Source organism: Bacillus sp. NTK074B, from assembly GCF_017303375.1.
Taxonomy (GTDB): domain Bacteria; phylum Bacillota; class Bacilli; order Bacillales; family Bacillaceae_B; genus Rossellomorea.
Map to the genome: position 1 here is coordinate 579920 of NZ_JAFKOH010000001.1, position 20360 is coordinate 600279.

Below are 20360 nucleotides of genomic sequence, written 5' to 3' on the forward strand. Positions count from 1 at the left end.
TTTAATTGGTATCTTGTTCATCAGACTTTTGTTCAGGAAACTGCTGAAAAGGGTTCTTCTTCTTTGATGGGACCGGTGCATCAAGCTTTGGCAGTTCCTTTTCAAGCTCTACTAAACCGGGCAAATAAAAAGCGGAAACGACGATTTTTAATTGAATATTTTCGACAGCTTCTTCGTATTGCTGTAATTCGGCAGGCCCGCTGAAGGCAATCTGCTCCACTTCTACAATACGATGCAACTCTTCCAGTTTCTTGATGAACTCTTCTATTTCAAAATAGCTCTTCGCTTCGACAGACATGGTGGCAGTCAATTTTTGCAGACCGGGAGGTAGCACCTGTGCAGGTGGAGGTACGACCTCAGGGTCGTCTGTCGATGGGGTTGCGTCCACTTCTGAAGCAGTCTCACTGTCAGTCGCTTCGGCTCCCCCTGTTACAGGCAGCGCCACCACCGCTCCTTCTGAAAATTCAATGCTTGTTATCAGAGTGTCGGAGACGATTTCGGCCTTTTCAAGGTCGATAAGGAGCTGCTGTGTCAAAGGTTTTACCGGAACCTTTTGTTGCAGGGAACTCGAGTTTTCAAAAGAGTCCTGTTTGATGGAAGCAATTTTGGAATCCAGTACTTCTATCAGCTTGGATTCTGCTTGGATTTCAGTTTGCAGATTTTCTTTTTGACTTTTGACCGGCAAATAGAAAAACCAGACGCACCCAAAGATCAGGCATAGCATGAATACAATGGATATGCTAATCATCAGCCATTCTTTCTTATCGAATTGAATGTTCACTCCGAATCTCCCCCTTGCTCATCGGAACTTTCTTCTGTTTCGATCTTTTTAATGGCTTCTCTATTCAGGATGACTTCATATTGGCCTATGTATCTTGGTAATACAGATTCGGTATTGACTGCCAGATTTTCATCTTCAGTAACGGCTTCAGTGGCAATGGATGATAGTTTGGCATCCCCGATGTACTTCGATTCCTTCAGATGTGTTAAATAATAGGCGGCTTCACTGCTTGTATCAAATTGAATGGAAACTTGTATACTTCCGTCCTCTGCGTACGTGAATTCTTTCATGAATCCCCGCTCAGGAAGCAGCTCCACAAGATGATCCAAGACTGGGACGGTATCGATGGGATAGTTTTCTGCCCAGCCCACGGCACTTTCCAGCTGCACCCAGGCATCCGAAGACTCAAAATCCGAGATGCTTTGTTCTTTTTCAGCTCTTACCTGCTTGGTTCCCTGTAACTCCGTCGTAAGGGCATCTACATCTTTACCGATATTGCCGGTGAGGATAAATAAAACGATTAGCCCAAGAATTCCAAGGAGTATCACTCCGGTAACCACATACAGCCACTGTCGGCTCCTTTTTTCGCTTTGAGGTAATAAATTGATATCGACGAGCACTATATCACCTCTTTTAATCCCAAACCAATGGCGAGGAGGAATTCACTCGATAATTCTTCATTGGAGTGGGCGTCACGCGCTACTGAGGGTACTTGGATGATGTCCATGTCAAACCGGTTTGACAATAAGGTATGGATGTCTCCTACCAGGGGATGGTCACCGGCAACGTACACCTTATTGACTGTCGATTCATCATTGGTAAGAGTATAACGGTAAAAACTGATGACTTTGTCTATTTCTTTCATAACGTCATCGAAAGGAATCGGTTGGAAATCATTGTGGTCAGCTTTCTCTTCGAGTACCTCGCGACCCTCACCTAAACTGATCGGCCTGAAAAACACAGGCTGGTGATCATGGAAAATGGAAACCGTGACATTAGATTGATTGAAGTAGAGAAGCATTTCATGGCTTCCTCGTTGAGTCATATCCAATGAATGGATGTAGCGGTAAAAGGCAAGTGGGCTAATATCAGCCACGACAGGCTTTAAATGGGCACTGATCAGCATCTGCCGATATTCCATGACAATATCTTCAGGTGCCGCCACAAGGATGATTTCTTTCTTCTCTCCCTTATTTCCGACGACCACAACATCAAACACGGGATTCTCAAAAGGGAGATGGATACTCGTCCCAATTTCAAGGAACAAGTAACTCTTCACCTCATCGTCTTCTATATCAGAGGAAATACTCATCTTCCGGATGATCATCTGAGTGTTCGGAACGACGAACTGGACTTCCCTCTTTTTTAATCCCCAATCAAGGACGCACTCCTCCAGCAAGGCCTGAAACGCTTCTTTTTCGATGATTTTACCATCGGAGATCATCCCGTCTGCTATCCGTTTCTCTCCAAATTGGTGGATATGTAAAGGAGACACCGATTTCAATTCGACAAAACGAATCCATTGATCACTGATGACGATATTGATTTTATTTTTATTCTTATTGAAAAGACGTGATAACATCGTGAATGACCCCTTTTAGCTGTATAAAGAAAAATACCAATACAGGATTGGCTGATGGAAGAAATATGCTGCGAGCGTGCCGAGTACAATATAAGGTCCAAATGCAATGGGTTGTCCTTTTTTGAAGATTCCAAGAAGCAGTCCTGTTATGCCGGCCACAGCTCCAAAGAGTGTGGCGAGGAAAAAGGAAAGCATCATCACCTTGACCCCCACAACGAAGCCGATGACAGCGAATAGTTTAATATCACCGCCGCCCATTCCTCCTTTGCTGATAATGGCAATCAGGAGAAGCAGACAAAAGCCTGTGAGTGCACCCGCTATGCTGTCCCACCAGGGGTTTAGCGGAATGAATATGCGTTCGATGATAAACAGTACTGAAAAAAACAACAGCACTTTATCGGGGATGACCATGTATTTCAAGTCACTGACCGTAATGATCATGAACATGGAAACAAGGGTGAGAGCGACAATCAGCTCAGGCTGTAAGCCGAACACGGTATAAGATAGTAAGAATAGTAGTCCCGTTGATAATTCCATTAACGGATAAAGAGGAGAAATGCGCCCTTTACACTGAGCGCATTTTCCTCCTTGAAAGATATAAGACACTACCGGGATCAGTTCCCTGGCCGTCAGCGTATGCTGGCAGTAAGGGCAGGCTGATCTTGGTTTGACGATTGATTTTTTGAGCGGTATCCTGAGGCCGACTACGTTGTAGAAGGAGCCTAGGAGGAGACCGTAGAGTAATATAAAAAAAATATTCATTCCTTAATTATAGTGTTACGTTTGCTCTTGTCGCAGTATCAGGATTCTTATTGTCTAAATAAGTTTTTGTAGTCGCTGTTCCAGGACCAATCAGAGTAACTTTATAGGTTAGATTACCGGTAGTTGCGTTTTTTGTAATTGTAACGATACTTGAAGTGCTATTATAGCCAGAATTATCTGATGGATTTTCAAAGTCCTCAAGATACCCATTAGAGATGAGAGTTGACATGCTAATAGTACCTGATTTTCCATCAGTAACAGTTGTATCAAAATTCACTTCGTTTGCTGTAACAGCCATTCTTGCCGCACTCACCATCTGCTGAGCATTCGCGATATGAGCATCCTTCTTCGAGTTATTAATCAATCCTCCAATACTAGGAATCGCAATTGCAGCAATAATCCCTAAAATTACAACTACAGCCAGTAACTCAATAAGCGTCAATCCACGTTCATTTTTCAATCTTTGACCCATTTTCTTTAACATGGTAATTCCTCCTGTTTATTTATCTATTACTAAAATATAGTAATCTAGTACTAGTATACAACAATCGTCCGACAATAAAATCAAATTTTTTGTAAAATAGTAATTGTTTTCTAATAGTTCTGAACACTATTGAAGATTTCGAACATGGGAACGAGAATCGACGTGACGATCGTACCGACGAGACCGGCCAGCATGACGATCATTAGTGGCTCGATCAATGATTTCAGACGATCTGTTGCACTTTCCACTTCCTTTTCATAGAAGTCCGCTACCTTGGCAAGCATCGAGTCCAGGGACCCCGTCTCTTCCCCGATGGCAATCATCTGTGTCACGAGCGGAGGGAAAGCCCAATGCCGTTTCATCGGCTCTGTAAGGGAAGTCCCTTTTTCCAATGACCTTCTGGATTCGCCAATCACACGGGCAACCACTTCATTCTCCACGACTTTCTCTACGATGGCCAGTGCCTGCAATATCGGGACCGAGCTTGAGAATAAAGAGCTTAACGTCCTCGTCATTCTGGCCAGAACCGCTTTCTGCAGCATCTTCCCGAAAATCGGTATCCGGAGGACGGCATAATCCAAATAATACTTCGTTTTCTTATCCTTCCTTAAAACAGCAAGTATGATGGCAATGAAGACAAAGAACAAAATAACGACGTACCAGAACTTTTGCATGAATTCACTTGATGCAATGACAAACTGTGTGATGGCGGGAAGTTCGCCGCCGAAATCGTTGAGCATATTAACAAATGTCGGAACGACGGCAGCGAGAAGGAAGATCACGACCCCGATTGCGATGACGCCGACGACCATTGGGTAAGCAAGGGCCGATATGATTTTCTGTTTTGTGATGTGCTGTTTTTCATAATGAGTCGCAAGACCCTCCAACGTCTCATCCAGACTTCCAGACGCTTCACCGGCCTTCAGCATATTGATCAGGAGGGGCTCGAACATTTTCTTATGTTTGGAGAATGCTTCAGACAACGGATTTCCGTCCCTGAGCTCATCCTCGATTTCCTTCAATGCTTTACCAAGTGCCTTACTCTCGGTCTGTTCACCTAGAATATGAGTGGCATCCACCACCGTTACCCCGGCTTGGAGGAGTGTGGCAAACTGCCTTAGAAAGATAACAAGATGCTGGAGTTTCACCGGGTTTCCGATTGTGATATCTTTCGTCATGAGCGTTTCCGGCATCTCAAGGATGTCAATGACCCTGATTTCCTGTTTCTTCAATTGAAGGAGGGCATCCTTCTTGGTAGATGCCGTTATGACTCCCGATTTCTTCCCTTTTGTATCTCGACCTGTATACTTAAAACGTCCCATCTATTGAGGAATCTCCTCTCTGCTGTAAGGAAACGCCATTTCCTTTGAAATGAGGCCACTTTCATACAGCTTCATTACACTGTCGCTCATGATATGCATGCCTGACGTTTTGGACGTCTGCATGACATTCTGGATTTGATGTACCTTCTCAGAACGGATCAGATTGGCGATAGCCGCATTATTCATCAGGAGTTCTGTCGCTGCCCGTCTCCCTTTTTTGTCCACCGTTGCAAATAATCGTTGAGAAAGGATCCCGACTAGCACCGATGCCAACTGGACGCGGATTTGCGATTGCTGTTCCGGTGGGAAGACGTCCACGATCCTCTCGATGGTGGCAGGTGCACTCGAGGTGTGGAGGGTGGCAAGTACCAGGTGTCCCGTTTCAGCTGCGGTGATGGCCGTGTGAATCGTCTCCAGATCCCGCATCTCCCCAACAAGAATAATATCCGGATCCTGTCGCAAGGCACTTCTCAATCCTTTTGAAAATGATCTCGTATCAAATCCGACTTCCCTCTGATCGATGATGGATGCCCTGTGCTTATGGAGATATTCAATGGGGTCTTCCAGTGTTATAATATGCTTCCTCATTTTAGAATTCATATAATCCACGATGGATGCGAGTGTCGTAGACTTCCCACTCCCCGTTGGCCCCGTCACCAGGAACAGTCCTTGTGGTTTCTCTGCGATCGTCTTTAAAGCATGGGGAAGAAATAATTCTTCCATCGTCGGAATGGATGTCGGTATGACACGGATTGCTAAAGAAACACAGGACCGCTGTTTAAAGGCATTCACCCTGAATCTTGATACACCTGGAATACCATAGGAGAAATCCAGTTCTCCGGTTTCTTCAAATATGGGATACATCATATCGGATATGATTGCCTTGGCCATCATGGCTGTATTTTCAGGTGATAAGTGTTCTTTACCAAACCTTTTCAGGTCCCCATGTATGCGAAAGATGGGAGGAGATCCCACTGTAAGATGGATATCGGATGCTCCCAGCTCATAAGCAGACTTCAAAAGATAATCAACTTTTTCTTTCAATACCTTCACCTACTCAATCGCTACTCGTAATACTTCCTCGGTCGTGGTCAAACCCTGTTTCACTTTCAGTAGACCATCATCGACCAAGAAAATGGTTTTATTTCGAACGGCATGCTCCCTTAACTTTGAAAAAGATTCGTTATTCAGGATGACCTTTTTCATTTCATCATTCATCACCAGAACTTCATGGATGGCGATCCGACCTTTGTAACCTGTCATGTTACAAGAAGAGCATCCTCTTCCTCTCGTGATGGTCTCGATCTTCATCCCTCTTTTAGCGAAGATTTCCTCTTCCCGTTTGGTCGCCGGCATCACTTCTTTACAGTCTCGGCACACCTTACGAATCAAACGCTGAGCTACGACCCCACTCAAGGAAGAAGCAACTAAAAACGGCTCCACCCCCATATCCAGTAGCCTTGTGACTGTACTGATTGAATCATTGGTATGAATGGTGCTTAAAACGAGGTGTCCAGTTAACGAAGCCCGGATGGATACCTCAACCGTCTCCTTGTCCCGGATTTCCCCGACCATGATGATATTCGGATCTTGTCGCAGAATGGCCCGGAGACCCTTTGCGAAAGTCAAACCGACATTTTGATTCACACCGATCTGATTGATCCCTTCCAACTGATACTCAACGGGGTCCTCGATTGTAATGATGTTCACTTCTTCACTATTAAGATGATTGAGTGCAGCATACAAAGTGGAAGATTTTCCTGATCCCGTTGGTCCCGTGATGAGCACGATACCTGTCGGCTGTTGGATCATTTTCAAGAATCGCTGGTGATTCACCTTGTTGAAGCCAAGCTTTGCGAGGTCATTCAGGCTCGAACCCAAATCCAGGATCCTTAGAACAATTTTCTCTCCATAGACCGTCGGCAACGTCGACACACGCAAGTCTATTGGATGAAAATCAATATTCACTTTAATCCGCCCGTCCTGTGGGACCCTGAATTCGGTAATATCAAGATTGGCCATGATTTTAAGCCTGGCAATCAACATGCTTTGCATGTGCTTGGGGAGATTTCTTTCCGTTCTCAGAATACCGTCAACCCTGTAACGGATGACGACTTTCGTTTCCTGCGGGTCGATATGTATGTCACTTGCTTTTTGTGTTACCGCATTGGAGAGGATACCGTTTACTAATCGAACGATGGGTGAATCGGCATCCACCACCGTTTCCTCTTCCACTTTATTTTGATTCCTATTATCCTGAAAAAGATCTTCAAATCCATCCTCTAAGTCATAAAACTTATTGATGACTTTCAGAATATCATCCTTCGTCGCAATGGCTGTCTCGATTTGAAAGCCTGTCGCTAAGCGAAGATCTTCTATGGCGTAAAAGTCCAAAGGATCACTCATGGCAACGAAGAGTTTATCTCCTTCTTTTTTGAGGGGGATCATCAGGTTCCTTTTGGCCGATTCTTTCGGAATCAAGTGGAATAGGTTCGTTTCAAAGGGATAACGATATAAGCTGACATGGGGGATACCCAATTGAAATTCCAACACTTCAATTAACTGCTGTTCCGTGATATATCCTCTTTGCAACAGTGCATCGCCAAGCTTCTGACCTTTTGCCTTGTCCTTCAACGTATCCTGTAATTGTGATTCGGATAGGATTCCTGCATCTACCAGAAGGTCTCCTAACCTCTTTTTTATCGTGGCCACCTTATCACCCGCTTTTATGGCTTATTTAAAATCCTTTTTCTTTTGTGTCTTATTTGATTCCTTAGAACTTGAATCTGTTTCAGCTTCTTCACTATTCTTACTTTCCGGACTGTTGCCTTCGTCTCCATGATCCACAGAGGACGAATCCTGATCTTCAGTACCCGTGGAAGAAGTGTTCTCACTTCCTTCACCGCCCTGAGTTTCCACCTCGTTCTCAGCGTTTGGCACATTATCATATGTTCCACTTGGGTTTTCCTGCATTTCCTGAAGCGGGTATATCATCACCTTGTGTTGTGGTGCATAAAAATCTTCATTGATCAGTTCTTCTGCTAGAATTTCCCCTGATGTACTCAATTTTTGCTTATACACCCTGATCAGGATCCCGTCTTTCCCTTCTTGTTGAATATCGACGCTACCCTTTTCAACAAACGGACTGAACTGCTTGATCACACGTGGAGGAAATGTCTCTTTATCCGATAAGCGAACATTGTAAGAATTCGGGAAAGGGATTCCCTGTAACAGTGCTTTTAGCCGATTACCTTGTATAGCCAGCTTCAGCTCATACTCTGTTGAGTTGGGATTGGTGATGACAAAATCCTGGTTATTCATCGGATTGAATTTCGCTTCAAAGCCCAGGGTGGCATACCCCGGAAGCTCCTTGCTTATATTTCGTTCAATGATGGAGAAATTGGAATGTAAGGTGATCTGATAGAGTAATGACGCTACCGGACTTAAATCTGCCTGAGATTCGACTACAAATCCTTCTGCTTCCAGAAAGTCAGCGAAAGAAAACTGAGAATTCGGTTCAATGAGAATGGAGGGGTGATGGTCAATAAAGTTCTTGATAGTTGGAGTAACCTCTAATTCATTCGAAACTGCCTCAAAAATGACTTGTGTTGATTCATTCCTGGATAAATAATCGAAAATGCTGATCGATTCACCTTGGTTAAGGCTTCCTGCCAGAGATAGGGTATATTCCTTTAAAGAAGTAAGGTTCACCTCATCTTCATTGTAGTCTGGGAATTGGTCGGATAAAAAAGAATCCAACGCTTTTTCATCCATCGTAACAATCAAACTCGTATTCTCATTATCCTCCAGTTTATCTATACTTTCTTCCAGATGGAATTGAAAGAGGGAAGGATCAAGCCTGACACTCTCCCCATCAAACTCAATCATGATCTTTTGATTACCCCTCCACTCCTCAATTTTTTCATCGAGTTTAGCCAGGGCTTCTTCTTTGTTTGCTCCACCCAGATGAATCGAGGCAAGAGCCGCATGTTTCGATAAATGGAGTGACTTCACAAAGAACGTTTCATAAGCAAAAACGCCTAGATGAGAAAAACCATATAGAAAAAACGTGGAACAGAATAAAACGGCCATTAACCTGACAAGCAGACCTTTTTTCACATCAGGCGCTCCTTCCTGCTACTTCTTACTTTATATTCATCGTTAAATCTACAAACACAGATGGTCCGGCATCTTGAGCTGCTTTAATATCTGACTCCGTCAATGAGGAGCCTTTGGCAATCAACAAATTTCCCTCAAGATTATAGATATCTTCTGTCACTCTTTTACCGGTCAATAATTCAGTCTGTTTCGACTTGATCGTTTGTAATCCATGTTGTTGAGTCTGAATGGTTTCAACCTCTTCTTCATAAACCGGTTCCATTTGCTCAACCGTACCTTTAAAATATTCTGCAGCGTCTTCGTTTACGATGATGATATCCTTTCCGAAGGTCAGTACGTGCTCTGTACCAAGGAAATATGTACTATCATGTGCATGCAACTCTAATGATACGATGGCTCCTGTTTCATCATCTACATAAAATTCGTGAATATTGCCTATCATTTGACCTTTGCGGGTCATCACACGCGTATCATTAATTTTAATCTTTTTGTTTACGAGCTGATTGGCAATCGGGATTTCATTCAAGTCGATGACTGCATTCTCATTTTCTACCGTGACGGCATACTCTCCAATTCCTACTACCTTCTTGAAAGGAATCGCTTTAACACTCACTTGCCAATCTTCATGCTCGATGGTCAAAAAGTCCACTGAACCCTTCTCAGGATTTATAACAAGGGATTTCACTCTCCCTATTTCACTTCCATCATTAATACTGATAATCGGTAAAGCCTTCATTTCTGCACTTTTCTTCATGTCATCTCACCTATTCTATCAATTTAAATTTGTGTTTTTTCCCACGCAAATTCCTTGGTTTGTTCTATGTCCATTTTGATGTAAGGAAACTCTTTGAATCTTTCTTCAATTCCTTTTATGAAAACTTCCAAGTCCTCGTACTGCTCTGTTGAAATGTAATGATCCATTAATATTCTGGCAAATGTATAGTAATCCTGATCATGTAAGCTGGGATGTAAGTAATGCTTGATCATATTTTCCATTTGATCTGTGGTTAACAGACTTTGAGAAAGAGAGATTTGTTCGATCATTGTCTTCATTACTTGTCTCATGATCCTGTGGCGCTTTGGAAGTTCATCCGTATCGGTATCATCTTCCTTAAGCGTGTGAATAAGATCAGTCTCAATATCCTCTATCGTGGACTCTATTTTCTCATTCGCTTCCTCACGTTCAGAAATGTGTTTATCTTCGTCCATTTCCACTAAATCGCTTTCTAAACCAGGTTGATCACCTACTTCAGAAATGTCTTCCTCGAATAGGTCTTCCTCTTCCTCTTCCTCTTCTAATTCCACCTCTGGTTCATTCCGCAAATCAGTATCATCGATTATACTTTCTATTTCACTTAAATCCTCATTAAAGACTTCATTTTCTATCACTTCTATTTCTTTAGTCATTTCCTTGGCATTCTCAATAAACCATTCACTCTCATCTTGGGGAGAAGGTATTGTGTCTGTTTCTGAATCGTTCATTTCTTCAACGGGAGCCTTTATAGGTTCAATCTCATCGATTGGTCGTTCATCTTCCGCAATCTCGAGTAGTTCTTCTTGATGGTCTATTGATTCTATTTGTTCTGGCACTTCTTCATCTGGAAGAAGGTCATTATCAGGCGAGTTTTCCAAGACTTGCTTATTATGTATATCAGGATGAGATGTTTGAGGTTGATAGCCGTCGTACTTCTCTTCCTCATACACTTCCGGTTCACTTCCTGCAGAAATCACCATCATTCCGCTGAAACGGTGGTCAATCATATAAGAAGCTCCCCCCAACAAAACCATTAACATGATTGCAATCGCCCACATCGGATATTGACTCGATGCAACGAGCCCAAGGAGTGTCAAACCAAATGATATACCGGCTATTAATAATTTCCCATGCTTGCTGATGCCTATCGGGACAAAATATAAAATGGGTAGCAATAAAATGAGTGCCAGCAACGAAAATAGGTAAATCATCTTATATTCAACTCCTTCCTGTGATATATTTCTTATGAATCAGACTTTTTTTAACAAGTTTCGACTACTAGATATTGTATAATAAAGTCAGGTAATTTGAAAGCAGGTGTTGGGGTGAAACATATAAAAATAGTAAAAAATAATAAAGGCTTGACTTTGATAGAACTTTTGGTTTCGATCACCATTCTCGGGATCGTCCTGCTAAGCTTCATGAATTTCTTTCTTCAATCAAGTACATATACAAATAGTAATCAAAAGAAGACCGTGGGAGTAAACGTAGCGAGAAATGTTCTCATGTTCATGGAAAAGCAGGATTTTCTGGAAATCAGAAATTTTTTTAACGAAGTGAACACTGGCCAGCATTCTTCCGAAGATGATTTTCTTGCATTATTTATCTGTAATGATAGCTATCATACTTTCTCCAACTCTGCCTCTGAATCAGAAATCACTCAGTCATGCCCAGAGAAAAAAAACGTGACCATCAACGGACTGAAGTATGAGGCCTCCATTTATTCAGAAGAAGTGTCATCACCTGAAGAAATAGATTCCTATATTCCAATTATAATCAAAGTGAGGTGGACAATAGATGATCGGGAATACAGTACGACATTGGATGGCAAAGTCAAAAGCGAAGATATCCGATAACAGGGGTGTCACCCTGATTGAATTATTGGTTACACTTACTATATCGGCCATACTTCTCCCTGTTACATATGGAGCTTTCATAACGGGTTATAAAGTTTACGAAAAAGTGTCAATTGATGCCCAATTGCGGGAGGATGCAGATTATGTCTCAGCCATGGTGATGAAAAATTTATATTCCTATCCTTTTGACAGAATAGAAGAATGTTCATCACCTAACGAAAGCTGCATCACATTTGTGAATGACAGTGAAAAAAACGTGACTCCCTACTCTGACAAATCATTCTATGAAGTAGAAGATGAAGAAGTCCTAAATGATCAACAGACACTCGAGCTTGTTCAAGTTGACGGAAAAGAGCAATGGAGATTCAACGGGGAGATCCTCGCTACCCCATCGGATTTTACCGGTTCAAAAATTTCTACCAGCTGCTCGTCCAATCTGTGTGAAAATGCCATTATCCAATTAACCTACAAGGTTAGCGATACCCGTTTTCATAAAACATTGCAATTAGATAGCAGCTTTGGCTTTTAAAAGGGAGGGAATCACATGTTACTCAATCAAAGAGGAAATACCCTGTTGACCGTTTTAATCACCTCACTGGTCATGGTCACGGTCGGAATGGCTATTATGAGCTCAACAATAGGAGGGGCCAAGCGAACGGAAGTAAGGGAAACGGATATTGATATTACATACGAGGGAATCAAAGCGGTTGAGGAGATTTCAGCGGAACTTGTTTCTCAGCTTCAGCCAACGAAATCTTTGAATATCAATCAATTGACGACAGGAAATATTAACACGAAAGTATCTGACTTCATAAGATCTGATATCATCCCAGCCTATCAATCTTCTGATACCATCAAATGTATTACAATCGTAGATGTGAGCAGCGATGCAGCGTCTAATTTACTGGGGGACAAATGCAAGAAGGCCAACGCTCTTCAATATCACACGTTTGGTTTGGATTTCCTCAACACGAACCTTACAAGGGTTTATGAGATCGTCGTAAACACCAAAAACCCGGATTCTGAGGAGGGGCAAGTTGAAAAAATCGTCCGTAAGCGGATCATTCTTTCTCCTATCCCAAGTTTCCTGAAATACACACTGGGAGCCAGGGAACTATTAGAATTAAACGGGTCACCTCATCTGGTGGGCAATGTATATGCTCAATCTCTAGACATCAGTGAGGATGCCAATTATCAGTTATCAAATCATAAGGATAAAAAAGTGGCGGCACCTTTCCCGTCCATCATCGGGGATATTTATACCAGTTACGACAAAGACAATTATGTAAAAATGAAATCCCTGGTGGACACGAATAGTTTTTACCCGTACGTATCATCACCTAACATAAAGCAGGATAGCCAATTTACCGACATTTCATTTGACCAAACGTATAATGATGAAGTCGGGAAAGTGTTAAACTCCCTGGATCTCTCTCTTAATAACAACTTGACTCAGGCAAATTTACGAAATACAATCACACGTAACTTTCTAACAGACGGTTCTATCTTCCTTCCACTGGTGAAGGGTATATTGGATGCCAATGTCAAAGGTGTCGTAAAGGCCGATAGAAGTATCACCGTAAAGAATCTCGTTCACGGGGGAGTAGACCTCATCGTCAAAGGAGATGTCAACATTCTGGCAGATTCAGCAATGAATATCGGAAATATCATCTCTACCGGAAATGTAACCATTTCAAATGTCTCAGGAAACATGTCGATTGGAAACATTATCGCTGCCGGTAAAGTATCAATCGAAGCAAATGCTCCCATCAACCTGAAAGGGAATATTGTCAGTTTCGATAATATGACGATTCAATCCCAGAACTCCATCTCAAGCATGGAAGGCAACGTCTTTTCCGGGAAGGACTTAACCATTCAAGGAGACGCAAATGATGAAGGTGAAGAAGATGATGAGATGGCATTTGATTCTGTCATCTATGCCAAGGGAAAGACCAGCATCTCAAACTTGAACATCTCAGGCCTAAAAGGCTCAGATACATCCGGACAGCTGATTTTACTTTCCAAAGGACAACTGTTGGTCACGAGGATGAATGAATTTCAATATTATACAGATGAAAGTGAAAAGAAAGATACTAACCTATTACCAGATCCATCTGAAAACATTAAACCATTACAAGCTTTCTTATATACGGATAGTGACGCAACATTATATGGAGTCGGTTCTCTTTTTTATGTGAATGGCGGCGTTTTTTCAAAGGGAAATCTGACTATAAATGCTGTTCGTGGAAAAGTCGATAATATGGATCGAATAGAAAATGACCTTTTTTCCAATCAGGAAGAAAAGCTATCCCGATTCATCGTTCATTATAATCGGGATGTCCTTCTCTCAAAGCTGGATGCCTTGCCAAAGGTAGAATCCCTCTCTCTCATCAGTGACGAAATCATCGTACAGTAAAAAAAGCGAGTCTATGAATTTTCATAGGCTCGCTTTTCCTTTACCATCTTCCATCAATGTTGCCATCTCCCGTATCGGGATTTTCGTCTTCTTCTGACACAACTTCGAAGATCGCCCTGGCTATAATATCCGGATTTTCGTCTGATGTCACTGTAATGGTTGTCACTCCACTATTCTCGGGAATTACTTTCCATTGTCCGTCTTCTTTCACAATATCCACGACACCATTTCCTGTATCCGTTACATTTTTGATGTTTTGGTTTGTCGCATTGGAAGGATTGAATATTAAATTTGAAACAATGTTAAAGTCGTCCCCCTCAAGAAGCAGCGTATACTTGGATTGATCAAAATCCATACTTTCGAGCTTTATCACCCTGGATTTTACGATGACCTGGATATATTTTTTGTACTTTCCATTTTTGGTCTCTACTACAACCACATCGATTCCGGGAGATAACCCGGTGATTTTATTCTCCTTGGACGAAATGGTTTGTGTATATACCGAGTTTAACAGTCGATCTTCACCAGGGGTAACGCTGACACGATAGTTATTATTTGGCTTTCCAAAAGGAAACACATCGATATCGAAGGTCTTCGTTTCCCCTACATATAATTCGATAACGGATGGAACACGTATTAAGTCGTCCCCTTCGATCCAGACGGTTTTTCCGATGATGTAATCATTGAGTGCAAATCCTCCGCTTGCTTTTACCTGGACTTCATTCTTACCGAACAAGTCAATTTTCTTCAACTCACTTACGTGAATGCTATTCCAGCTATCTATTGGTTCATCCTCATTCAAAATCCGGTATTGGTATGTCACGTCCTGACCGGGCACTCCGGTTGATACAATGAATTCTGCCTCGTTCGGAATGGAAGCTCCATCCTCCAAAATATTTTTAGTGACAGCATCTTTAACCGTTAAATCTGGAATGAATGACAACACGGAAGTGGATCCATCTTTATAGGTGATCGTTAGCTGGGTCGTACCTGCGCTTAATTCCTTTACAGCTTTATTCGGAAAACGGCTGCTTCCGCCTGCCTCAAGAACAGCGACAGTCGTTTCCCCCTGTCCCGATATCCTTACTTTTTTGATCACTCCATTAGAATAGCCGTCATACGCATATTCTTTTTGGCTATAATACTGCCTGGTCCTTACTTTTGCGCTTAGTTCACTTTGATCAGGATTCAAGTTACTGGTTACTTTTGTACCAAATCTGGAATCAATATAAGAAACCCTTGGCTGAGGCATCTTTACATTGTTGATGGCCCATACTGCCTTCATTTTCAAATTAGCGGAGAGTGAAGCTTGCGAGAATGTTCCCTTATCAAAGCCAATCTTTTGAGTCAATTTCATGACCGCCGTTCGTTGACCATCTACATTCTCAATGGAAACGTTGGTGCTATCTGCTATATCCACCCCTTCAGGTAAGGGCTGGTAAATGGTGATGTCACTTACATTCCCCTTAGCATTTGGGTTCACCAGCCCACCAAATCCCAGCTGATACTTTCCTGTAAATGTGTTTGTGTCTTTTCCTTGCTCTATCATTAAATTGTATAATTCCTGGTTATTCTTATTCAGTTCAAGCATTCCTGTCACGGATGCAGGTGCATCGTCCTTTACCTGTATGGTCACAGATTTGGTGTTTGTATATCTCCATGAAGTTTCTTCTGCTGATTTGTATTGTATTTTCAAGTTATTAAATGTGTAGGTACCCTTTGTCGTAAATTCAACCGGTAATGACAATGTAATCGGTGACGGCGCTCCTTGCCCCACTTCATAAACGGTGGAAAACGGCAAATACACAAAGTTATTGACCACTTTATACTGATTACGGTCAACCGTCACATTTGCCGGCAATGGCACAGCGACTTCCCCATCCAATTTGACAGAGTTTAATTTATTCGCCAGCTTTTCAAATGCATCTGAGACACTGCCTTCACCGGCTTTGATAAAACTACCAGAAGTTTGCCCGGCAAGCATTTGAAGATATCGGTCGTCCAGGTCCCCTTCACCGTATCCGAGTGTGTGCATGGTGATTTTAGCGTTATATATTTCCTTGGAGACTTCAAGACCTTTTTGTTTAATCAATGCTTGCATTTGCTGACTGTTCGTTTCTAAATCACCTGGATTGTACCACCCGGAATTAAATGAAGTACCGTCCATTGAGAAAGAAGAAGGAATATATAATGATTTCAACTTACTATTATCAGGTGAATATATTTTATGCAGCCATTTATTGTAATAGTATCTGTTTTGGAAGTCATATATCACTTGTTGATTGCTCTCAACAATTCCTGTTTCACTACAGGAAAAGAACCAACTGTACCTTGTACATACTTCTTTTTTGACCTTTTCCACTGCAGTCGCAATCATAGGCTGGCCGTCCGTTAAAAACACAATGTATTTTTCATTAGGGGAGTCTTTCAGCATATCTTTCGCGGCACGCAAGGGATCTGTATAATTTGTGCCTCCATTAGCGGTGGTATATAACATAGAAGTTTTGATGGCATCGAGGTCATTGCTTAATGGAAGAATCGTTTCAACTTCGGAAGAAAAGGTAATGAGGGAAAAACGGTCATTTCTTTGTTTATTCTTTTCAAAGAATTGGACGGCACTGGTCAGTCCATTTTTTGCATTTTGCAGCTTATTGTTCGTATTGTTCATTGAACCTGATTTATCAAACACAAAGACAACGTCAATCGGTGGACGGCTTGTCACTTTCACATCACCTGAAGGAATAATATTAAAGTCCAAGGACGCTTTCGCATTCCCCTCTACAGGTTTAACAATTACTTCTTGTGAAGGGGTTACATTAAAGTCTACTTTCAAGTTTTCATTTCCCACTGCGAAGACACTGCTTGAATGAAATAAGAATGCAATTATCAAGAACACGAGCAACAAAAGTTTTGGTTGAATTCTCATAATATCCCTCATTTTGGTATTCTGTAATACTTTCATTATATCAATTTCAAAAGTATTTTAATAGGACTTAATACTCAAATGGTACTCTTTTCATAAAAAAAGGATGCCCGGCATTATTAGACATCCTCTTCTCACTTCACATACTGCGCCACACGATTCCGTCCAGCCTGCTTCGCACCTGTATAAAGCGCACGGTCCGCATGTCGGATCAACGCCAAAGTATCGTCTGCATCTTCGGGAGCAGTCGATACACCAATGCTCGCCGTAATCCTTACCATCATCTGCTTGTTTGACTCATCCAGGCTGTCATGCAGTGTGAATGGCTGATTGGCAATCGTGCTCCTGACATACTCTGCGATGCGGAGTGCCTCTTCTCTTTCAGTGTCGGGAAGAAGGATCACAAATTCTTCTCCTCCGTATCTGGCAACCGTCCCTTTGGAATCGATCAGTGTGCGCAAACGGTCGGCCAGTTCGATCAGGATTTCATTACCGCTTTGATGACCATAGCTATCATTGATTACTTTGAAGTGATCAAGGTCAAGCATGATGAGTGACAGATTTCTTCTTTTTCCTTCCTCCAGATTGTTATATTCCATGGAAAGGAGATCTTCGAAGTAACGATAATTGTAAAGTCCTGTAAGAGCACATCGTTCACTGTTTTTCTTGGTCCGTTCGTGGTGCCTTGCATTTGCGATTGCTATCCCGAAATAAGAGCATAGGATATCGACGATCATCAGTTGAAATTTCTCATAGGCTTTCTTTTTTGAAGAAGCGAGAAGAAGGATGCCTCTCACCTTTTGGCTTCTGACGATGGGCACGCACAATACGCTTTCCACATCCTCGGGCATATAGCCTTCCGCAATATCGGTCCACTCAGAGCGGGAGGTATAGAGGACGGACTTCCCCGTCTCCCAAACCACACCGCTGATTCCCTGGTTTTTCATGAGTGGGCGCAGAGTATTGGATTTCATCTCTCCATTTTCAACACGCCTTAAAAGCACCAATTCTTCCTCATGACAATCAAGGATATAGGCGTACTCCACTGGAAGGGTCTCGATGATCTTCTCGATGAAAATATCAAGGACTTCATCTACCTTAAGGCTTTCTGTTAATTGATGACCGATCTCACCTGCTTTTTGAAGATACTCATTAATCTTTTCTGAAGAATTATAAAGTTTTAATATAATAGAGAGACTGACGAAGGGAACCCCAATCAGCAATGAGGCAATGGCACCCAGTTCAAATGTTAAATAATAGAGTGATAAAGACAGAGGAAACATGATCATATTCGCCGTGAAATCCCACACAAAATCCTTACTGTAAAAGCGGACGTCATTATTAGCCACATAATGATGGTACAGAAGGAGCAGAATCTGATTGATCATAATGGATACGACCTGATAGCAAAGGATCGGAATAATCAGCTGCCCCAGGTCCCGCTCAGCAATTTCCCCGCCAAGCATAAAGTAAATGAGACCACTGATGCATGAAACCAGAAAAAACATCAATGAATTCAAAGGGATTCTGTGCCAGTCGTTTTTCGTCACCCTTAGTCTTATGAGCAATGGGATGATGGAAAACTGCATGAGGACGATTTCAATGAATAGACCGTATTTCATGAAACCTACAAGAGTCACCCACTGGATGAAAAATATGGTTGCACCGTTTATTACGATGGGCATGAGGGGAATGAACGTGGCAAATGCCACTAATGTGATAAACTCCAACTCATTTCCTGCAATATTTTCAGGGGGATAGTATTGATATGTAAAATACAGGCCGGCAGGAACAACGGCAAGCCATGCCAGTAACAAGTACAGCTTTTTCTTTAACGGTAACGTCATATCTATCCCCCATAAGTGTCATTGAATTGAGTATAGTCTGATCATACTATACTAGTTAAATAGTCACAAGTTTAAGAATATTTTATCAAAGCAACCAGAGAAAGTCACTTACTTTTTTCTGTAATTTTCCAATAAAGGAAGTAATAAAGGTTTAACTTCAGATAAAAAGTAGAGAGACCCTGTTATGAAAAGAACGTCATCATCCTGCATGATGGCTAGTTTATCTTTGAGGTATGCCTTCCAATCATCCACTGCTATCTTATTAGGGTGTGATGATACCGCATAAAGCTCTTCAACGGATGCCACTCTCGGAAAGTCAAAGGTCGTAAATGCAATTGAATCCGCTGCATCTTCCAAATGATTGATCATCGGTTTTAATTCTTTATCATGAAGCGCAGAGAAGAGGACCGCTACGTTCTTATGAAGGAAGCGTTCTTTAATCGTCTTGACAAGAGCCGCCACTCCTTCTGGATTGTGGGCTCCATCGATATAAATATCAAGGGTATCCGACATAGCTTCCATTCTTCCGGGCCAGGTAGCCTTCTTCAATCCACGCCGGATGTTTTCGACACCTATTTTCATCTCACACGTTTTCTCGAGAAGCTCGACTACCATAATCGCAAGAGCAGCATTATTGATTTGATGGTTCCCGATCATCGAAATCTCGAACACATCATGTAGAAGAGGCGACTGATACTCAAACCTCTCCCCTTTATCCAAAAGGGCCGTTCGCTTTGCCGAGAAATCCTTATCTAGTTGAACTAGCTGACTTCCCATTTCGAGGGCTTTTTCATCTAAAACCTTTCTTGCTTCCGGTTGATGCACTCCCGAAATAACCGGTACCTTGTCCTTGATGATCCCCGCTTTTTCATAAGCGATATCTTCTATTCGGTTGCCAAGAAACTGCATATGATCCATTCCGATACTCGCAATCACTGAAATCAATGGAGTGATGACATTTGTTGAATCAAGTCGTCCTCCAAGCCCTACCTCATAGAGAACCAGATCGACGGGTTTCATTTCGGCAAAATAGTAAAAGCTCATGGCTGTTATGACTTCGAATTCGGATGGAGGCCCCCATTCGGAATTCTCCATTCTTTCAGCAACCGGCTTGATTTTTTCTACAAGAAACGTCAGGTCCTCATCACTTACAGGGGTTCCATTGATGCTGATGCGTTCGTTGAAACGTTCAAAATAAGGAGAAGTAAATGTTCCAACAGTGTATCCCGCTTCTTGTAACATATTTCTCAAGTAGGTGACGGTAGATCCTTTACCGTTTGTTCCACCGATATGCACCGTTTTCTGTCTTTGATGGGGGTTCCCAAGTTCCTTCAATAAGTGATTCATCCTCATCAAGCCCGGCTTGATTCCAAGTCTCAGTCTTGAGTGTATCCATTCGACTGCCGCTTCATAGTTCAACAATTGTTTCACTCCCACTCGGATGTCATTAGAAAAAGGGCCTTCATCAGGCCGGATGATCGGGGGAGATACCCATTTATCCATCAGACCTGAAT

Annotated in this window: 17 protein-coding genes; 3 read left to right on the plus strand and 14 right to left on the minus strand. The window is 42.2% G+C overall.

Annotated features, from left to right (window positions below):
- Position 1 precedes the first annotated feature (1 nt).
- From JI667_RS03115 to JI667_RS03165, 11 genes are all read right to left on the minus strand, one after another.
- Positions 2-781, minus strand: a complete 780-nt coding sequence (locus JI667_RS03115; RefSeq protein ID WP_206850350.1) for a hypothetical protein — start codon at positions 779-781, stop codon at positions 2-4.
- Complete coding sequence (locus JI667_RS03120; RefSeq protein ID WP_206850352.1) at positions 778-1401, minus strand: pilus assembly protein PilN; 624 nt, start codon at positions 1399-1401, stop codon at positions 778-780. Before JI667_RS03120 ends, JI667_RS03115 begins: the two co-directional genes overlap by 4 nt.
- Complete coding sequence (gene pilM / locus JI667_RS03125; protein ID WP_206850353.1) at positions 1401-2363, minus strand: type IV pilus biogenesis protein PilM; 963 nt, start codon at positions 2361-2363, stop codon at positions 1401-1403. The genes JI667_RS03120 and pilM overlap by 1 nt, the downstream gene beginning before the upstream one ends.
- A 15-nt stretch (positions 2364-2378) precedes the next feature.
- Positions 2379-3125, minus strand: a complete 747-nt coding sequence (locus JI667_RS03130) for a prepilin peptidase (RefSeq protein ID WP_206850355.1) — start codon at positions 3123-3125, stop codon at positions 2379-2381.
- Between the two features lie 7 nt (positions 3126-3132).
- A complete protein-coding gene (locus JI667_RS03135; protein ID WP_206850357.1) occupies positions 3133-3609 on the minus strand; it encodes a prepilin-type N-terminal cleavage/methylation domain-containing protein in 477 nt (158 codons plus the stop codon).
- 110 nt (positions 3610-3719) lie between these two features.
- Entirely contained in the window at positions 3720-4931 is a 1212-nt protein-coding gene (locus JI667_RS03140) for a type II secretion system F family protein (protein WP_206850359.1), read from the minus strand.
- On the minus strand, positions 4932-5975 hold the full coding sequence (locus tag JI667_RS03145; RefSeq protein WP_206850361.1) for a type IV pilus twitching motility protein PilT: 1044 nt from the start codon (positions 5973-5975) through the stop codon (positions 4932-4934). It abuts the gene before it with no gap.
- 9 nt (positions 5976-5984) lie between these two features.
- Positions 5985-7643, minus strand: a complete 1659-nt coding sequence (locus tag JI667_RS03150; RefSeq protein ID WP_206850369.1) for a GspE/PulE family protein — start codon at positions 7641-7643, stop codon at positions 5985-5987.
- A 21-nt stretch (positions 7644-7664) separates the two neighbouring features.
- Entirely contained in the window at positions 7665-9050 is a 1386-nt protein-coding gene (locus tag JI667_RS03155) for a VanW family protein (protein WP_206850378.1), read from the minus strand.
- A 25-nt stretch (positions 9051-9075) separates the two neighbouring features.
- Positions 9076-9804: a PRC-barrel domain-containing protein gene (locus JI667_RS03160; RefSeq protein ID WP_206850388.1), complete on the minus strand. Its 729-nt coding sequence runs from the start codon at positions 9802-9804 to the stop codon at positions 9076-9078.
- A 23-nt stretch (positions 9805-9827) separates the two neighbouring features.
- The gene (locus tag JI667_RS03165; protein WP_206850390.1) at positions 9828-11015 is read right to left on the minus strand and encodes a hypothetical protein; all 1188 of its coding nucleotides are present in this window, start codon (positions 11013-11015) and stop codon (positions 9828-9830) included.
- A 114-nt stretch (positions 11016-11129) separates the two neighbouring features.
- On the opposite strand from JI667_RS03165, the gene JI667_RS03170 reads away from it, so the two are divergent.
- From JI667_RS03170 to JI667_RS03180, 3 genes are read left to right on the plus strand one after another with little or no spacing between them, the layout of a single operon-like run.
- Positions 11130-11660 carry a type IV pilus modification PilV family protein gene (locus tag JI667_RS03170; RefSeq protein WP_206850391.1) on the plus strand — a complete coding sequence of 177 codons (531 nt, stop codon included), beginning with the start codon at positions 11130-11132 and terminating at the stop codon, positions 11658-11660.
- Complete coding sequence (locus JI667_RS03175) at positions 11602-12189, plus strand: PilW family protein (RefSeq protein WP_206850393.1); 588 nt, start codon at positions 11602-11604, stop codon at positions 12187-12189. Before JI667_RS03170 ends, JI667_RS03175 begins: the two co-directional genes overlap by 59 nt.
- Positions 12190-12204: 15 nt before the next feature.
- On the plus strand, positions 12205-14076 hold the full coding sequence (locus JI667_RS03180) for a hypothetical protein (protein WP_206850395.1): 1872 nt from the start codon (positions 12205-12207) through the stop codon (positions 14074-14076).
- A gap of 40 nt (positions 14077-14116) precedes the next feature.
- Here JI667_RS03180 and JI667_RS03185 read toward each other — a convergent pair whose 3' ends face one another.
- From JI667_RS03185 to JI667_RS03195, 3 genes are all read right to left on the minus strand, one after another.
- On the minus strand, positions 14117-17002 hold the full coding sequence (locus JI667_RS03185; RefSeq protein WP_206850397.1) for a vWA domain-containing protein: 2886 nt from the start codon (positions 17000-17002) through the stop codon (positions 14117-14119).
- Between the two features lie 131 nt (positions 17003-17133).
- Positions 17134-18846, minus strand: coding sequence for a diguanylate cyclase (locus tag JI667_RS03190; RefSeq protein WP_206850402.1), 1713 nt, complete (start codon positions 18844-18846; stop codon positions 17134-17136).
- Between the two features lie 108 nt (positions 18847-18954).
- Complete coding sequence (locus tag JI667_RS03195) at positions 18955-20277, minus strand: bifunctional folylpolyglutamate synthase/dihydrofolate synthase (protein ID WP_414635218.1); 1323 nt, start codon at positions 20275-20277, stop codon at positions 18955-18957.
- Positions 20278-20360 lie beyond the last annotated feature (83 nt).

Bases quoted from the DNA above. Each gene is read 5' to 3' on its own strand.
- pilM (WP_206850353.1), bottom strand. From the start codon at position 2,363: ATGTTATCACGTCTTTTCAATAAGAATAAAAATAAAATCAATATCGTC.
- JI667_RS03140 (WP_206850359.1), bottom strand. From the start codon at position 4,931: ATGGGACGTTTTAAGTATACAGGTCGAGATACAAAAGGGAAGAAATCG.
- JI667_RS03175 (WP_206850393.1), top strand. From the start codon at position 11,602: ATGATCGGGAATACAGTACGACATTGGATGGCAAAGTCAAAAGCGAAG.
- JI667_RS03185 (WP_206850397.1), bottom strand. From the start codon at position 17,002: ATGAGAATTCAACCAAAACTTTTGTTGCTCGTGTTCTTGATAATTGCA.
- JI667_RS03180 (WP_206850395.1), top strand. From the start codon at position 12,205: ATGTTACTCAATCAAAGAGGAAATACCCTGTTGACCGTTTTAATCACC.
- JI667_RS03190 (WP_206850402.1), bottom strand. From the start codon at position 18,846: ATGACGTTACCGTTAAAGAAAAAGCTGTACTTGTTACTGGCATGGCTT.
- JI667_RS03160 (WP_206850388.1), bottom strand. From the start codon at position 9,804: ATGAAGAAAAGTGCAGAAATGAAGGCTTTACCGATTATCAGTATTAAT.
- JI667_RS03135 (WP_206850357.1), bottom strand. From the start codon at position 3,609: ATGTTAAAGAAAATGGGTCAAAGATTGAAAAATGAACGTGGATTGACG.
- JI667_RS03130 (WP_206850355.1), bottom strand. From the start codon at position 3,125: ATGAATATTTTTTTTATATTACTCTACGGTCTCCTCCTAGGCTCCTTC.
- JI667_RS03165 (WP_206850390.1), bottom strand. From the start codon at position 11,015: ATGATTTACCTATTTTCGTTGCTGGCACTCATTTTATTGCTACCCATT.